This window comes from Peristeroidobacter agariperforans (assembly GCF_004138335.1).
In the GTDB taxonomy this organism is placed as follows: Bacteria; Pseudomonadota; Gammaproteobacteria; order Steroidobacterales; family Steroidobacteraceae; genus Steroidobacter; species Steroidobacter agariperforans.
The window spans coordinates 845,980-862,250 of sequence record NZ_RYFW01000001.1 but is presented as its reverse complement, the minus strand read 5'-3'; the positions used below and the strand labels follow the sequence as shown (position 1 = coordinate 862,250).

Here is a 16,271-nt window from a genome sequence, read left to right as displayed (position 1 = left end):
CACTTATGGCCCGTTGCAGTCGAGCGAGAGCGGCGGATAACTACGTGCCGCGGAATTGTGGCGATTGGCGAGCCAGCTCATACGAAAAACCAAGGGAGAGCTTGCAATGAAGGCAGCGGCGCTCAGAGCAGCCGGACGGACGTTGGCAACATGGATGGGCGGCGTGGCGCTGCTCGCAATGGCGCCGTTGGCGCAGGCCATTCCGCCGAGTTTCAGCAGTCAGGTCAATATTCCGATTCCCGCGCCCGGGCAGGACGTGTTCATCAATCTGCGCACGGCTGGCGCGGTCAGCGGCTCGCCCCGGATCGATATCGATACGGGACAAGGTATTCTGTTTCTCAATGGCAATGTGACCGACAGCCTGAGCATTCAGCGCTACGATCCGAACGATGCAGGCGGGGTCTGCATCCAGATCTCGAACATCGACTACACACCTGCCAGTGGCGACACGCTGTCCGTGCCGCTTTCAGCCACCAACCCGCTGGGAGACACTGGTTCGACCGGCACACCTGGCATCACCATTATCAATGCCCCGGGTCCTGGCATCGTGATTCCGGGCAACGAGGCGCAAGAAGATACTTGCGCGGATCTCAACCAAGCACCGGCGGTGAGCATCAACGGCGGCAATCGCACCGTGAACGACAGCGATGGCGCGCCGGGCGAGAACGTTTCGTTCAGCGCCACCGCGAGCGATCCGGAAGGCGAGATACTCAGCTATGCCTGGTATGGCACCGACGGCGAAACGCAGCTGTCGACGTCACCGGCGCCGACGCTCCCGCTGCCCGACGGCATTTCGTTCATCCGCGTAATCGTGAGCGACGCAAGCGGTGAGAGCACTCTCACCGAAGTGACGATCACTGTCGGCAATGCAACCGGCCCCGCCGCGAATGCGGGAGCGGATCGCAGCGTTGCCGATAGCGACCGTGAAGATGGCGAGGACGTGACGCTGGATGCGAGTCTGTCTACCGATGCCGATGGTCAGATCGTGACGTATCGCTGGTCCAGCATCACTGACGGCCAGACTGAAACGCTGCTCGGCACGAGCAGCTCGCCTACGCTGCAAACACGCTTGCCGAACGGCGAAAACCTCATTCAACTGCTGGTGACCGACAACGCCGGCCTGCAGGCTTCGGACACCGTGACGATTACCGTCGACGCGGGTCCGGTGATCACGACGCTCGCCGATATTCCCAACCTGTCGCCGAATCAGCGCCGCGTCGCGCTGGCGTTGGACCGCATCTGCAACCAGTTGCGCGATCTGTCCGGCCTCACCGCGGATCAGCAAGATCTGCTGATCCGTTGCAACGGCCTGCAGATCAATAACACCACGGCAAATCAGATCGATGCGCTGGATGAAATGGTCGCCGACGACTTCGCCGTCGCGCGCACGCAGACGCTGCTGTTCGCGAACACGCAGTACGCCAGCGTCATGGATCGTTTGATGGCGCTGCGTGGCGGCGCCAAAGGACTCAGCCTCGCGGGCCTCAACATCATCGTCGATGGCAAGTCCGTGCCGCTGGCTCAACTGCAGGACATGGTGAAGGGCCTGTTGGGTGGCGGCGCCAGTGCCGACGAGCCCGGCGGCCTGCTTAGCGACAAGTGGGGCATGTGGGCGCGCGGCAACTACAGCTTCGGCGAGAAGGACCGCAGTGACAGCAGCCCGGCCTTCGATGCGAATCAGTGGGCGCTGGTGGGTGGCTTGGATTACCGTTTCAACGACAAGCTGGTCGGTGGCGTGTCGCTCGCGTACGGACAGTCGAGCATCGAATTCAATCCGCGGGATGAAGGCGGACTCGATACCGACACCTGGGCCTTCTCACTTTATGGCTCCACCTATGCGGCCAAGAATTTCTATTTCGATGCCATCGTCAATGTCGCCAACGCCGATTACGGCGCCGATCGGAACATCACCTATGTGGATGGCGCCGGCCTGGTGAACGTCGACGCCCATGGCGACACCGATGGCATGACGTACAGCGCCGGCCTCTCGGGCGGTTATGACTTTCTGGTCGGCGGGCTCACGTTGTCGCCGACGTTGGGCCTGTTCTATATCGATGCGACGATCGATGGCTTCACCGAGAGCGGCGCTGGCGGCTTGAACCTGATTTACGACGAACAGACCTTCCAATCGTTCACTGGCAATCTGGGCTTCCGCGCCACATATGCGTGGAATCTGAGCTGGGGCGTGCTGCTGCCACACCTGCGCATCGACTACGTGCGTGAGTTCAAGGACGACGCCGATGTGTTTGGCGTGCGCTTCGCCGCCGACCCGAATGCGACCGGCACGCCGCCCATCCTCGTGGAAACAGACAACCCGGATGAATCGTACTGGCGCTTGGCCACTGGCCTCTCGGCGCAGTTCATCCACGGCATTTCAGGGTACGTCGAGTACCAGCGCCTGGAGAGCTTCGAGTTCATCAACTTCCAGGACGTGAGCATGGGCCTGCGCTTCCAACGTAGCTTCTAAATATGAAAACGCGCCACCTGCCGAAGACTCTGGGCCGAATCACGGCACTGCTCGCCCCGAGCTTGTTCGTCATCGCCTCGGCCGCAGCGCCCGGCGTTACCGACAAAGCGGCGACCAAGGGCATGGTGAAGCGCTCCGAGCTGGAGATCGTCGACTGCCTGTTGCCGGGGCAGGTGCGCCAGCTCGGCAATAGCAGCTTCCTTTCGCAGCGACGGCCAATTCGGACCACCGCATCGGATTGTTCGATCCGCGGCGGCGAGTATGTCGCCTACGATCGCGCCGACCTGCAGTCCGCGCTACGCATCTGGATGCAAGCGGCGGAGTCGGGCGATGTCGAAGCCCAGACCAATGTTGGCGAGATCTACGAGCGCGGCATGGGCGTGCCGCCGGACTACGAAGCGGCGGCCAGGTGGTATCAGAAGGCTGCGGATAAGAACTACGCACGGGCGCTGTTCAATCTGGGCACGATGTATGAGCAGGGTCTGGGTGTGCCGCAGGATGGGCTCAAAGCTTTGAACCTGTATCGACAGGCTTGGGGTGTGCCGGAGGACAACATCATTTTCACGTCGGCCGCGCAGCGCGAGCAGGACGAGCTGCGCAAAGAGCTCGATGCCGCCATCGCGGAGAAAGACGCGCAGCTCGGAATCCTGCAGAAGCAACTGAAGGACTTGCAGGAGCAGCTCGCGAAGCAGCCGGCTGTCGAGCAGACCGCCGACAACAGCAGCAAGGAAATCGAAGCGCTGAAGCGCTGGATCGCACAGCTCGAGCAGGAGCGTCGCAAGAGCACGGAGCGTCTGGCCGGCATTCCAAAGACTCGTACTCCGCAGGGCACGACTGAATTGGCCCAGCTGCCGCCGACTGCCGACGAGCGCACGCTCCAGGGCATGAACTTCGGGCGCTACTACGCCATCGTCATCGGCAATCAGAACTATCAAAGCATCGAGAGTCTGGAAACGCCGAAGTACGACGCGGCTCGTGCGGCTCGCATCCTTGCCGATCGTTACGGCTTCACGGTGTCGATTCTCGAAGACGCCAACGACATTACGATGTTGAAGGCCATCAACGATCTCAATGCCGTGCTCAAGCCCGAGGACAACCTGCTCATTTACTACGCCGGCCATGGCGCGCGTTTGCAAAGTGGCAAGAGCGAGGCGGGCTATTGGCTGCCGGTGAACGCGGACGCGCCACCGAAAGACACCTTCTGGGTGCCGAACGAGCAGATCACCGGTCATCTCGGCCGCTTGCCCGCTAAGCGCGTGCTAGTGGTCGCGGACTCGTGCTACGCGGGCTTGCTGTCAACGGATCCGAGTTATCTGTTCCTGAACGATAAGGTCACCTATTCGAAGGACTACATCAAATTCAAATTGCCGAAGCGCGCGCGGCTGCTGCTGTCCTCGGGCGGCGATAAGCCGGTCCTCGATGAAGGCAGTGGCGGCAACTCCGTATTCGCTCGTGCGTTCCTCGACGAGTTGGAAAACAATCAGGGCATTCTTTCCAGCCCCGAGTTGTTCAGCCGGATTCGCAAGCGCGTCGAGATTGCCGCACAGAAGAACAAGTTCGTGCAGGTCCCCGAGTTCAAGTCGATCAAGGGCGCCGGGCACGAAGTGGGCGACTTCTTCTTTGTGCCGCGAGTCAGGAGTTAGCGCGCCATGCGGCCTTGTCCCAGACTTCCAGGCCCTCGCTGATCGTTTCGCCGCTCAGGAACCTGGCTAGCAGCGCGGGCAGGCTGTGCGGGTAGAACCATTCGCGGCTCGCGAGAATTTCCTGTTGGGTCCACCAGCGCGCGTCGAACAGATCCGACTGCTCGAATGCATCGCGCAGCAGGCTTTGTATCTCTGGCGCGGGGCCGTGCAACCGCACCGTGGAAATCGCTTCATGTTGCAAGCGTCGCGAGCCGCGATAGTCATAAATGACATCGCGGCGCCACGTTGGCGCTTGGATCTGCTCTGCTGTGACGACGATGCCGGTTTCTTCACGTAACTCACGCATCAGCGCGTGTGTGTGAGTTTCGCCGGCCTCGATGCCGCCACCCGGTAACTCCCACGCCGTGCCGAACTCGGGGTTACCGTACTCGCCGACTTGCAGTAACAGCACTCGCTCGTGCTCATCGAGCACCACTGCGCGTGCTACGTTGCGCTCGATGAGAGGCTTCGTAGCGGTGGCGTCGTCTGCCACGTTCAGCCGCCGCGGCCGACGACTCCGCCGCCGTCGATCACGATGGTCTGGCCCGTCATAAATGAGCCGCTCGGGCCGGCGAGGAACACGGCGGCGCCGGCGATTTCATCGGGCTCGCCGATTCGACGCAGCGGATAGACCTTCACGGTCTGCTCGTAAACTTTCGGATCGTCCCACAACGCCTTGGCGAAATCGGTGCGGATCAGGCCGGGCGCGATGCAGTTGGCGCGGATGTTCTTCGGCCCCCATTCAGCGCACAGGTTGCGGGCCAGCGCCATGTCTGCCGCTTTCGACAAGCCATACACGCCGAGTGTCGGCGAGCCGAGGATGCCGGCGATCGAGGAGATGATGATCACCGAGCCGCCGCCACGTTGCGCCATCTGCGGCAGCACCATGTTGCACAACCAGAAGTTACTGCGCACGTTGCTGTTCATCACTTTGTCGTACGCATCGTCCGGCATGTTGATCGACGGGCCGTAGTACGGATTGACGGCGGCGTTACACACCAGCACGTCGATGCCGCCCCACTGTTTGATCGTGTCATCGACCAGTTTCTGCAGATCTTCTTTGCGATTGATGTTGCACGCGAGCGAGATCGCTTCGCCGCCTTTGTCTCTGATCGCTTTGACGACTTCCTCGCAAGCATCGAGCTTGCGGCTGCTGACCACGACCTTCGCGCCATGTTCCGCCATGCGCTCCGCGATCGCACGACCGATTCCGCGGCTCGAGCCGGTGATCACTGCGACTTTGCCGGTGAGATCGAACAGGGTGGATGTCATGAGCTTCCCCATCGCTAGCAGCGGACGACGTTGTTTTGTTCTCGAGGGTTTGATCATAACCAAGCGGTCGCATGACTCATACCGCGAATTCAAAAGGACGGCGGGCAAATGACTGTTTTGCGTGCGGCCATCCGCAAAGTTTCGTTGAGCGCACTGCAGGTCGGAAAACGCAGACCCGGTCACGCCGGGATTTTCCGTTTCTGTGCGCCCTGTCGCTAAACGGCGGCAGTCTTGTGCCGATCTGTCGGACTGAGGCTGCGGAACTGCCTACGCGAGCGGAACGTTCTTTGATCGTGGAGACGCGAGGTTGTTATGAAATCCAAGCAATGGGGCAAGCATGTACGGGAGCTGGTGAACGCCAGCTTGGATCCGATGGTCTACGCTCTGCAGTGGGCGCGCGACCCGCGCTGTATGCAGCGAGGGCTGCAACACCGGCGCGTCGGTGCAGCGATTGAACGTAATGCGACGGTCTGCCGGCTGTGGCTCGGCAAGCCACGCTGAAATTCGGCGTCCTGGTCGTGGCAATTTCTCGCCAAACCAGCACCTAATTGCACTGATTCGAGCTGAGCGCGGCAGGTACGCTGCGCTCCATGCTGACAAAAGACTTCAAGGACCGAAGTGCGAAGGAGCGCATCGCCCGCGAGTCCCAAGCGCTCGCCGAACTGCTCGCTGCGCGCGAGCTGCGCGAATTCGCCCTCACCCGTCAATTTGAGATTGGCCCCTTCGTGGTCGAGTGCCTGTTTATCGAGCAGGCGCTGGTCGTCGAACTGGCTCCTTGCGACGCACGCCTGAAATTCCTCACCGATATGGGGTACCGCGTGCTGGCCATCGAACCCCGCGAACTGAGGCGCCACCCGCGGCGAGTGCTCAGGCGGCTGCGCGCCGCGCTGAAAACGTAAACGCCCCCCGGATCGCACTGGCGCTTAGTCCAAAAATGGAGTAATTTCGTAGTTACTCCATTGGAGGACTGGACCATGATGCAACCTCATAGTCTCGAGCGCGCCGGGTTCGACCCGGATGAACTAGGGTCCGCCGCCCTGACGGCCTTCTTCAATATCACTGCCGCCTGGCGCCTCGGCGCCGAAGAAGAGCGGGTGCTGTTGGGCTCGCCGCCCCGTTCGACCTTCTTCAAGTGGAAGAGCGAGCGCGCCGCGCGGGTGTCCGCGGATACTCTGGAGCGCATCAGCTATGTGATGGGTATCTATAAGGCGCTGCACATTTTGCTGCCCACGCAGGAAGTCGCCGATGCGTGGGTGAAGAAGCCCAATTCGGCGCACGGCTTCGGCGGCAAGTCAGCGCTAGAGCGGATGCTTGCCGGTCGGGTCGTCGACCTGGCGGATGTGCGTCGTTATCTGGACGCGCAGCGCGGATGACGGCCGAGCCGCGCGCGGTCACGCTCCGCTGGCAGAAGATGTATCGAATCGTCGCTTCCCGGCATCCGCCGGTGAACGTGTTCGAAAATATTCTGCCGCCGCAAAAAAGGGAGCTGGGTTATTTCATCGAAGGACTCACCAACGACCGCCTGCGTGACGAGAGCGGCGAAGCGCCGGTGATGCCCGATGAGGATCGCGTGCACGGGCCGGGCGCCACCATCGTGATGGCTCCATTCACTCATACCGGGTTTCCCAGCCGTTTCAGCGACGGTAGTTTCGGCGTCTACTATGCCGCGCACACGCTGGAGACCGCGGTCCGCGAAACGGCCTATCACCGCGGGATATTCATGGCGTCGACCAACGAGAGTCCTTGCGAAGTCGACATGCGTGCTTACGTGAACCGGCCGGTGCAGCCGTTCCTGGACGTGCGCAGCCCGCGTTTCGATCATCTGCATCAGCCCGACGACTACAGTCCGTCGCAGACGTTTGCCAGACCGTTGCGTGATCAGGGCCATTGGGGGCTCGTATATCGAAGCGTTCGACACGAGGGCGGCGAGTGCGTCGCGGCGTTCAAGCCGCAGGCGGTGAGTATTCCCGTGGCGGGCGCCGCGCTCGCCTACGTTTGGGATGGCGAGCGCATCAGCAAGGTTTACGAGAAGTCCGAAGTGCTGTTCGACTTCAGCGCGCCGCCTCAGCGGTAGCGCGACAGAATCTTCTCCAGCCCTTTCGATCCGGGGGTCAGCTTCGCAAAAGGCAGCTGATTCACCGGCGTGGCGGTCGTGCCGCTCACTTCGTGAAAGTCCGGGCTCTTCTCGTCGATATAGATCAGCCCGGTGACGAATTCGTTCTGCGCCAGCTTGTCGCGCAGATAATTGAACGCCTGGCCACGATGCCTCGGATCGTAGGAAGGGTCCAGCTTGCGCAACAGGATCAGACTGCCATCGTGCATGGTGACTGGCATCGTATCGCCCTGCGCATACTGCGCCGTGATCTCACGCGCCGGCGGCACGAAGTCCGCGTGTACGACCTCGTCGTAGTGGTCGCGCACGAACTCGTAACTCTTGGTCGAGCCTTCGTGATCGTTGAACGTGACGCACGGGGACAGCACGTCGATCAGCGCGAAGCCGCGATGTTTCAAGCCGGCGATGATCAGCGGCACCAGTTGCTCTTTGTCGCCGGAAAAGCTGCGAGCCACGAATGTGCCGCCGAGCGTGAGCGCGGCCAGCACCGGATCGATGGGCGGCTGCAGATTCTCTTCGCCCTTTTTGGCTTTCGAGCCGATGTCGGCGGATGCGGAGAACTGCCCCTTGGTCAGCCCATACACGCCATTGTTCTCGACGATGTAGAGCATGTTCAGATTGCGCCGCATGGCGTGCGCGAACTGGCCGAAGCCAATTGACAGCGTGTCGCCGTCGCCGGAAACGCCGATGTAGTGCAGATCTTTGTTCGCGGCGATCGCGCCAGTGGCGATCGAGGGCATGCGGCCGTGCACGGAGTTGAAGCCGTGACCGCCGCTCACGAAATACGCCGTCGTCTTCGACGAGCAGCCGATGCCGGACAACTTCACCAACTGCTCTGGCCGCATCGACATCTGCCAGCACGCTTCGATGACCGCGGCGGTGATCGAGTCGTGTCCGCAGCCGGCGCACAGCGTCGACATGCTGCCCTCGTAGTCGCGACGGGTCAGCCCGAGCTCGTTCTTGGGAAGGCCGGGATGCGCGATCTTCGGCTTGGCAATGAAGCTCATGCTCAGCCTCCCACGGCGAGACGCTTTTCGGGAATGGAGGCGAGTACGCCGTCGACGATCACGCTCGAAGACATGGGCAGGCCGCTGTAGTGCAGGATCGAGTGCAGCTTGGCTTTTTCCACAGCTGTTTCCAGTGTCAGCAGGCTGCGTAGTTGAGCGTCGCGGTTCTGTTCGACCACGAAGACCTGTGAACGCGAGGCGAGGAAGTCCTCGACTTCCTGGCCGAACGGAAACGCCCGCACTCGCATGTAATCGATCTGCACGCCGCGACGACGCAGCAGGTCGAGCGCCTCTCGCACGGCGCCGTCGCAGCTGCCCAGCGACACGAGGCCGAGGCTCGTCGAGCCGCGACTGTCGAGCATGGCCTTCGGCACGAGCGTCTTGGCGGTGTCGAACTTGCGCTTTAGACGATCGAGCACGATTTGATACTCGGTCGAATCTTCCGTATAGCCGCCGTACTGCGTGTGACCCGAGCCGCGCGTGAAATAAGCACCCTTCGGATGCGTGCCGGGTAAAGTGCGATAGGGAATGGCGTCGCCGTCCTTATCGAAGTAGCGATAGAACTTGTCGATCTGTTCGAGCTGTTCTTTCGTGAGCACCTTGCCGCGATCGGGCGCGTAGGCGTCGTCCCATTTCAGGTCCGGGCACATCCAGTCGTTCATGCCGATGTCCAGATCGGACATGACGAACACCGGCGTCTGCAGGCGCTCGGCGAGATCGAACGCGTGTACGGCCATGTAGAAACATTCTTCCGGACTGTTCGGGAACAGCAGGACGTGACGAGTATCGCCGTGCGAAGCGTACGCTGCGATCATCAAATCGCACTGTTGAGTGCGCGTGGGCATGCCTGTCGATGGACCGACGCGTTGAATGTCGAAGATCACGGCCGGCACCTCGGCGTAGTAGGCCAGGCCGATGAACTCGTTCATCAAGGAAATGCCGGGGCCGCTGGTCGGCGTGAATGCGCGTGCGCCATTCCAGGCCGCGCCGATGACGGTGCCGATCGCGGCGAGCTCATCCTCGCATTGAACGATCACGTAATTGCGTTTGCCGGTCTCGGGATCGATGCGCCACTTCTGGCAGAAACTCTTGAAGCCATCCATCAGCGATGTCGACGGCGTGATGGGGTACCACGCACCGACAGTAGCGCCGGCATACATGCAACCGAGCGCCGCCGCCGTGTTGCCGTCGATCAGGATGTGATTCGCCGTCATGTCCATGCGCGTCACGCGCAACGGCAGCGGGCACTGGAAATGTTCTTTGGCGTAGTTGTAGCCCAGCTCCAGCGCCTTGACGTTGGAGTCGAGCAGCGACTTCTTGTTCGCGTAGCTCTCGCCGAGCAGCGAGCGCATGACATCGAGATCGATGTCGAGCAAAGCGCCCAGCACGCCGGCGTAGACGATGTTCTTCAGCAGAATGCGCGAGCGCACGCCCTGGAAGGTCTCGTTGCAAATGCGGGCCAGCGGCACGCCGAAAATAGTGATGTCGTCGCGCTTCAACAGCGCCGGCCTGGGCCAGGTCGAGTCGTAGAGCAGATAGCCGCCGGGGCTGACTTCCTTCACATCCTTGGCGTACGTTTCGGCATTCATCGCGACCATGAAGTCGATGCGACCGGAGCGAGCGACATAGCCGTCGCGCGAAATGCGGATCTCGTACCAGGTGGGCAGGCCCTGGATGTTGGAGGGGAAGTAGTTCTTGCCCATGACCGGAATGCCCATCCGGAACATGGATTTCATCAGCAGCGTGTTGGCGCTGGCGGAGCCGGTGCCGTTGACGTTCGCTAGCTTGATGACGAAGTCGTTTATGCGGTCCGGCGAGTCTGGGCTGGCTGCGTGCTGCATGGAGTGGTCTCGTCGCTCGCATAAGGAATGCGGATCTTCGACTTCTGCATATCCCACGCCGCCGTCGGGCAGCGCTCGGCGCACAGTCCGCAATGTACGCAGACGTCTTCGTCTTTGACCATTACCCGCGCCGTATGTTGCAACGGTGCGGATACAAACAAGGGTTGCGTGGCGCGCAATGACGGGGCTTTCAGGCGCTGCCGCAGCTCGGCTTCGTCACCGTTCGGCGTCATTGTCAGGCAATCCACAGGGCAGATGTCGATGCACGCATCGCATTCGATGCAAAGGCGCGCGTCGAACACAGTCTGCACGTCGCAGTTCAGGCAGCGCTGCACTTCGGCGGCGGCCTGCTCGGCAGTAAAGCCCAGCTCCACTTCGATATTGATTTTCTTGAAACGCTCCTTCAGGTCGACGTGCGGCATCAGCCGCCGCTCGAGCGGGTTGTAGTCGTTCTTGTAGGCCCACTCGTGCAAGCCCATCTTGCGGCTCGACAGGTTCAGCATGCGCGGCAGGCGCTGCGTCACATCCTGGTCCTGGCAATGTTTGTGAATGGAGATGGCGGCCTGATGGCCGTGTTCTACGGCCCAGATGATGTTCTTCGGCCCGAATGCCGCGTCGCCGCCGAAGAAAACATCCGGCCGCGTCGACTGGAATGTCGCGGCGTTGACCTTCGGCACATGCCATTGATCGAACTCGACGCCCAGGTCGTTCTCGATCCAGGGAAACGCGTTCTCCTGGCCGATGGCCAGGATCACATCGTCGCAGGCAAAGAATTTCTCGCCGATCGTGCGCTCGGCGACGATGCGGCCCTTCGCATCCAGGTCGTATTCCATGACGTCGAACTGCATGCCGGTGAGCCGACCGTCTTCGATGACGAACGACTTGGGCGCGTGATTCACGACAATCTCGACGTTCTCGGCCTCGGCATCTTCCAATTCCCACTCGGAGGCTTTGAAGAAGCCGCGCGGCTTGCGCGCCATGACTTTCACATCGTCTGCACCCAGCCGCAGCGAGGAACGGCAGCAATCCATCGCAGTGTTGCCGACGCCGATGATCAGCACACGACGGCCGATGTTCTTGACGTGGCCGAAAGCCACGGACTCCAGCCAGTCGATGCCGATATGAATATGAGCTGCGGCGCCCGGATCGTGGCGTCCAGGCAAATTCAGATCTTTGCCCTTGGGCGCGCCGCTGCCGACGAATATGGCGTCGAACTCACCGGTGGCGAGCAACTGTTTCATGCTCGTCACCGGTGAGCCCAGACGCAGATCCACCCCCAAATCGACGATGTAGCCGATCTCTTCGGCCAGCACCTGCTCCGGCAGACGGAACGACGGAATATTGGTGCGCATGAGTCCGCCGGGTGTGTGCCACTTCTCGAAGATCGTGACTTCGTAACCCAGCGGCATGAGATCGTTGGCTACGGTGAGCGAAGCGGGCCCGGCGCCGATGCAGGCCACGCGCTTGCCATTCTTCTGGGCCGGCGCTTTCGGCAGATACGGCCGTACGTCGTCGCGATGATCGGCGGCGACGCGCTTCAAACGGCAGATGGCGACCGGCTCTGCCTCGACGCGCCCACGCCGACAGGCCGGCTCGCAAGGCCGATCGCAGACTCGACCCAGAATGCCGGGGAAAACGTTGGATTCACGGTTGACGAGATAGGCGGCCGTGAACTGCCCCTGCGCAATCAAGCGGATGTATTCGGGAACGTCCGTATGGGCAGGGCATGCCCATTGGCAATCGACGACGCGATGATAATAGTCAGGATTTGCAGTATCGGTTGGTTGCACCGTTACTTAGCCCCCTATCAACGACGACACTGCGCCGAAACGTTGCCGGCGCGGTGATTACTCGATCGGTGAGCTAGCCTACACCTAAGCAGTGCGGGGCACCACCGGAACCGCCGAACTGAACTCTGGAGTAATGATGGGATCCAGAATGCGTCGGCGACTGTCGAGTGTCAGACGATCCCAGTGCACTTTCTCAGTGGCTGCCGCCCGCAACTCGGCATCGGTGACGGTGCGGACGATCTCGTTCGCGGGCGCCGGTCGCGTCGTGGAGAGTCGCCCGGTCGTTCCTTCCTTCAGGATGTTGCCGACCGCGGCCAGCACTTCATTATTGATGGTCAGCGCGCCGTGATTCTCCTGAACGAACCAGGTTTCCGCACCTTCCCAGAGCGCGCGAGCCAGTGGCACGGTGCCATCGCCATCGCGCCGGATTGAATATTCGAAGCCGCCGTCGCGCAATCGCAGTGACGTCACTGTTTCCTGATTCGTGCCGACGATGACGGCGCAGCGTTCATCGGGCGGGGGCATGCGGCTGCGCACTTTGCCGGCACGGTTCAGCATCGTGGCATCGGGCACGAGTTCATCCTGGGGCCACTGCGCACGGTCGAACAGATTTGGTTCATCGGCCGTCAGCGCCGACGGCAACATTTGATAGAGACCGGGCAGAGTGAGGAACACGGTGCGCGCGAGTTGCTCTGCCGTGCTGAGCTGATCGAGCGCAGCGATTTTGCGAACCGTCGGATAAGCGGCGCGCAGGGCCTGCACTGGTGCGAACGATCCTTGGTTGGGTGCGCCGAGTTGCACCAGTCGTTGAATGCGCCCGTTGCGATCGTTCGCCAATGCGATTCTCGCGACCAGACCGCCCATACTGTGCGCGACGATGTGCACTTTGCGCGCGCCGGACTTCTCGATGGCGCGCGTCAACGCCCGAGCCAGCGTTTCCAGATCGGCACGCCAGTCGAAAGGGTGGAACACCGGAAGAAAGCCGGCGATCTCCAGCGACAGGCGCAGTTTCAGATAGCCGGGCAACATGACGCCCAACGCACGCAGCGACTTTCCGGCCGGCAATGCCAGTTGCGACAATCCGCCCTGCGCAATGGCCATCGGGTGCAGCCAGAGCAACGACGTCATTCGTCGCCGCAACGATCCCAAGCGCGAGCCCATGATTCCGGGCAGGATGAACACCACCTCGCCACGACCGTTGCTGCGAGTGGCCGCGAGCTTCGCCAGTTGCGCCAGCTCGCGATACTCGAGCTCGCCAAAGTACGCGCTCAACAGCGCCGCGTGTGCCCCGGATCGCAATAGCGCGACGATCTGGTCTTCGTGTAGGTCGGCGGGACTGGGAAGGGCAGGCGGATTGGACATGTGTAGCTAAACGCCTTAGCGGCTGCCGAGTTCAACGACTCGGACCTGCACCGTTTGCGGCGGAGCATGCTGGAACTGCAGCGTCATCGGGAAGCGCAGGCCGGCCGTCAGCGGTTGCCGCAATTCCACCAGCATGAAGTGCGCACCCCCCGGAGCGAATGTGAACGGCTCGCCCGCCTCGAGCGGCACGTTCGACAGCGGCCGCATTTGCATCATGCCGTTCTGTTCGCTGTTGGTGTGCATTTCGATGTGATCGGCCACGGTCGTGGTCGCGGACAGCAGCGTGTCTGCGTCCTTGGTCGTGACCTTCATATACACAGCCGCGACGGTGGCGCCTGCTGGCGTCGCATTCGCCCATGCATCTTCCACGCGCACCGGTGCGCTCATCCGATCGCAGCCGGCGGCGAGCAGCGCCAACGCTGCAAGGGCCAGATTTCGCAGCAGGCGGATCATTCGGTCATTGCCGTTTTGATGACTTCGCACATGGCGTTGATTGCTTCGGTGCGTGAAGTGCTCTTGCGCCAGATCGCACCGACCGTACGCGTGGGTACGGGCCGCGCGAACTCTTTGACCGCGAGCCCCTGACCCGAGCCGAACGGCCCGCGCGTCGCCAGATCCGGCAGCAACGTGATGCCCAGGCCGGCGGCCACCATCTGGCGCAGCGTTTCCAGGCTGGTGGCGCGATAGTCTTCGTTCTCTTTCACGTCGATGCGATTGCACACATCCAGGGCTTGATCGCGCAGGCAATGGCCGTCCTCGAGCAGCAGCAAGGTCTCGCCGGTCAGATCGTCGAGCTTGATGTGCGCCTTTTTCGCCAGCGGGTGATTGTTGGGCACTGCGACGTTGAAGTCCTCGTGATACAGCTCGCGCGCTTCCAATCCGTCCATCGGCACGGGCAGCGCCAGGATCGCGACCTCGATCTCGCCGTCGCGCAATTTCTCCAGCAGCTGCTGCGTCTGATATTCGTACAGCATCAGCTTCAATTGCGGTAACTGCTTGCGCAGCCGTCGCGCCACCAGGGGCAACAAGTAAGGCCCGATGGTCGGGATCAAGCCGAGCTTGAGTTTGCCGGATAAGGGGTCATGTTCGTTGCGAGCCAGCGAGATGATCTCGTCGCTCTCCTGCAGGATGCGGCGCGCGAGCGGTAGGATCTTCGCGCCGGTCTCGGTCAGCGTTACCCGGCGCGGCTGTCGCTCGATCAATTGCACGCCGAGGTAGTTTTCCAGCTTCTTCAACTGCGCCGACAGGGTCGGCTGGCTGACGAAGGAGCGCTCGGCGGCTTTGCCGAAGTGCTTGGTGTCGGCGAGGGCCACGAAATAACGCAGGTCGCGCAGATTCATGGGCGAGTAACCTGTGTCCAGTAAAATTGGCTCATAGGCGAAGTCTATCAAAAAACCCGAAACAATCGATTGGCGATTGCGGGTTCCGCCCGCATAATTGCATCCGTCGCCGTAAGGGGCTCCACAGCGGGGCGCTTCGCGGCACATATTTCAAAACCGCGCCCAGCCACAAGCCAGCGCAAAGTAATCGTTGATGGAGGAGTGATACATGTTAGGTGTTGGACAGAAATTTCCGCAGTTCTCGCTGACCGGCGTGGTGTCGAACGATTTGAACAACGCGTTCCAGCCGTTCGATTCGAACAGCAGCAATGGCAAGTGGAAGATCGTGTTCTTCTGGCCGAAGGACTTCACCTTCGTTTGCCCGACCGAGATTGCCGCGTTCGGCAAGCTCAACAAGGAGTTCGCCGACCGTGACGCCGTCGTCTACGGCGTGAGCACCGATTCCGAGTTCGTGCACCTCGCCTGGCGCAAGGACAAGGAAGAGCTGCGCAATCTGCCGTTCCCGATGCTCTCGGACATCAAGCGCGAGCTGACCTCGGCGCTCGGTGTGCTCGATGCGGAAGCCGGTGTCGCGCAGCGTGCGACGTACATCGTCGACCCGCAGGGTGTGATCCGCTTCGCGTACGTCACCGACCTGAACGTCGGCCGCAGCCCTGAAGAAGTGTTGCGCGTGCTCGATGCTCTGCAGACCGACGAGCTGTGCCCCTGCAACTGGAAGAAGGGCGAAGACACGCTGCAGGCTGCTTGAGCCACAGCGCCCTTTGCTGACGATGGATGCCGGCGCGCTTTGCGCGCCGGTGTCCCAGCTCGAAGTTCAACTGTGGAGGTTTAGTAATGTCTCTCGAAACGATCCGCGATCAGCTGCCGGATTACGCGCGCGATCTGAAGCTCAATATCGGCAGCGTGCTCACCCCCCAGGGCGCCCCTGGCCTGAGCGAAAGGCAGATTGCCGCCGTCGCCCTGTCGACCGCGATTGCCGCCCGCAACCCGCACCTCACGCTCGCCATTGAGTCGTGGGCCAAGGCGCACCTCGACGACGCGCATGTGAACGGCGCGCGCGCCGCAGCGGCCATCATGGGCATGAACAACATTTATTACCGCTTTCTCCACCTGGTGGAAGACGGCGAGTATTCGACCATGCCGGCCCGGCTGCGCATGAACATCATCGGCAACCCTGGCATCGACAAGCTCGATTTCGAGCTGCTGTCGCTGGCGGTGTCGGCCGTCAATGGCTGCGGAATGTGCATCACCTCGCACGAGAAGAAGCTGCGTGAAGGCGGCATCAGTCGCGAGCAGATCCAGAGCGCCGTGCGCATCGCGTCGGTGATCCATGCCGTCGCCGGCGTGCTGGAGTATCACGCGGAGTCCGCGGCTGCCGCCGCAAGCGTGTGAGAAAT

The 16,271-nt window shown here is 61.7% G+C and carries 16 protein-coding genes; 8 read left to right on the top strand and 8 right to left on the bottom strand.

Annotation, left to right across the window (positions count from 1 at the left end):
- Positions 1-106 precede the first annotated feature (106 nt).
- The gene (locus tag EK373_RS03740; RefSeq protein ID WP_129641390.1) at positions 107-2,467 is read left to right on the top strand and encodes an autotransporter outer membrane beta-barrel domain-containing protein; all 2,361 of its coding nucleotides are present in this window, start codon (positions 107-109) and stop codon (positions 2,465-2,467) included.
- Positions 2,468-2,469: 2 nt separating this feature from the next.
- Positions 2,470-4,110, top strand: a complete 1,641-nt coding sequence (locus tag EK373_RS03735; RefSeq protein ID WP_129641389.1) for a caspase family protein — start codon at positions 2,470-2,472, stop codon at positions 4,108-4,110.
- Here the strand turns inward: EK373_RS03735 and EK373_RS03730 are convergent.
- Positions 4,100-4,642 carry an NUDIX hydrolase gene (locus tag EK373_RS03730; protein ID WP_157994203.1) on the bottom strand — a complete coding sequence of 181 codons (543 nt, stop codon included), beginning with the start codon at positions 4,640-4,642 and terminating at the stop codon, positions 4,100-4,102. The genes EK373_RS03735 and EK373_RS03730 overlap by 11 nt on opposite strands.
- Positions 4,643-4,644: 2 nt before the next feature.
- On the bottom strand, positions 4,645-5,421 hold the full coding sequence (locus EK373_RS03725; protein WP_129641387.1) for an SDR family NAD(P)-dependent oxidoreductase: 777 nt from the start codon (positions 5,419-5,421) through the stop codon (positions 4,645-4,647).
- A 312-nt stretch (positions 5,422-5,733) separates the two neighbouring features.
- On the opposite strand from EK373_RS03725, the gene EK373_RS03720 reads away from it, so the two are divergent.
- The 4 genes from EK373_RS03720 (at position 5,734) to EK373_RS03705 (ending at position 7,495) form a co-directional block, all read left to right on the top strand.
- On the top strand, positions 5,734-5,922 hold the full coding sequence (locus EK373_RS03720) for a hypothetical protein (protein ID WP_129641386.1): 189 nt from the start codon (positions 5,734-5,736) through the stop codon (positions 5,920-5,922).
- A gap of 89 nt (positions 5,923-6,011) precedes the next feature.
- Positions 6,012-6,320, top strand: a complete 309-nt coding sequence (locus EK373_RS03715; RefSeq protein WP_129641385.1) for a DUF559 domain-containing protein — start codon at positions 6,012-6,014, stop codon at positions 6,318-6,320.
- Positions 6,321-6,395: 75 nt separating this feature from the next.
- Positions 6,396-6,794, top strand: coding sequence for an MbcA/ParS/Xre antitoxin family protein (locus tag EK373_RS03710; protein ID WP_198683052.1), 399 nt, complete (start codon positions 6,396-6,398; stop codon positions 6,792-6,794).
- A complete protein-coding gene (locus EK373_RS03705; protein WP_129641384.1) occupies positions 6,791-7,495 on the top strand; it encodes an RES family NAD+ phosphorylase in 705 nt (234 codons plus the stop codon). Before EK373_RS03710 ends, EK373_RS03705 begins: the two co-directional genes overlap by 4 nt.
- Here the strand turns inward: EK373_RS03705 and EK373_RS03700 are convergent.
- The 6 genes from EK373_RS03700 to EK373_RS03675 all read right to left on the bottom strand — a co-directional run bounded on the left by EK373_RS03700 (position 7,486) and on the right by EK373_RS03675 (position 14,874).
- Positions 7,486-8,541, bottom strand: a complete 1,056-nt coding sequence (locus EK373_RS03700) for a 2-oxoacid:ferredoxin oxidoreductase subunit beta (RefSeq protein ID WP_129641383.1) — start codon at positions 8,539-8,541, stop codon at positions 7,486-7,488. The genes EK373_RS03705 and EK373_RS03700 overlap by 10 nt on opposite strands.
- A gap of 2 nt (positions 8,542-8,543) precedes the next feature.
- The gene (locus EK373_RS03695; protein ID WP_129641382.1) at positions 8,544-10,382 is read right to left on the bottom strand and encodes a 2-oxoacid:acceptor oxidoreductase subunit alpha; all 1,839 of its coding nucleotides are present in this window, start codon (positions 10,380-10,382) and stop codon (positions 8,544-8,546) included.
- Positions 10,343-12,172: an FAD-dependent oxidoreductase gene (locus EK373_RS03690; RefSeq protein WP_129641381.1), complete on the bottom strand. Its 1,830-nt coding sequence runs from the start codon at positions 12,170-12,172 to the stop codon at positions 10,343-10,345. The genes EK373_RS03695 and EK373_RS03690 overlap by 40 nt, the downstream gene beginning before the upstream one ends.
- A gap of 84 nt (positions 12,173-12,256) precedes the next feature.
- On the bottom strand, positions 12,257-13,534 hold the full coding sequence (locus EK373_RS03685; protein ID WP_129641380.1) for a lipase family alpha/beta hydrolase: 1,278 nt from the start codon (positions 13,532-13,534) through the stop codon (positions 12,257-12,259).
- A 15-nt stretch (positions 13,535-13,549) separates the two neighbouring features.
- Complete coding sequence (locus EK373_RS03680) at positions 13,550-13,987, bottom strand: copper chaperone PCu(A)C (RefSeq protein ID WP_129641379.1); 438 nt, start codon at positions 13,985-13,987, stop codon at positions 13,550-13,552.
- Positions 13,984-14,874 (bottom strand): LysR substrate-binding domain-containing protein, encoded by an 891-nt coding sequence (locus tag EK373_RS03675; RefSeq protein ID WP_129641378.1) that lies wholly within the window; start codon positions 14,872-14,874, stop codon positions 13,984-13,986. Before EK373_RS03675 ends, EK373_RS03680 begins: the two co-directional genes overlap by 4 nt.
- Before the next feature lie 208 nt (positions 14,875-15,082).
- On the opposite strand from EK373_RS03675, the gene EK373_RS03670 reads away from it, so the two are divergent.
- Positions 15,083-15,622, top strand: coding sequence for a peroxiredoxin (locus tag EK373_RS03670; RefSeq protein ID WP_129641377.1), 540 nt, complete (start codon positions 15,083-15,085; stop codon positions 15,620-15,622).
- Positions 15,623-15,708: 86 nt separating this feature from the next.
- Positions 15,709-16,266 carry a carboxymuconolactone decarboxylase family protein gene (locus tag EK373_RS03665; RefSeq protein ID WP_129641376.1) on the top strand — a complete coding sequence of 186 codons (558 nt, stop codon included), beginning with the start codon at positions 15,709-15,711 and terminating at the stop codon, positions 16,264-16,266.
- Positions 16,267-16,271: the final 5 nt, after the last annotated feature.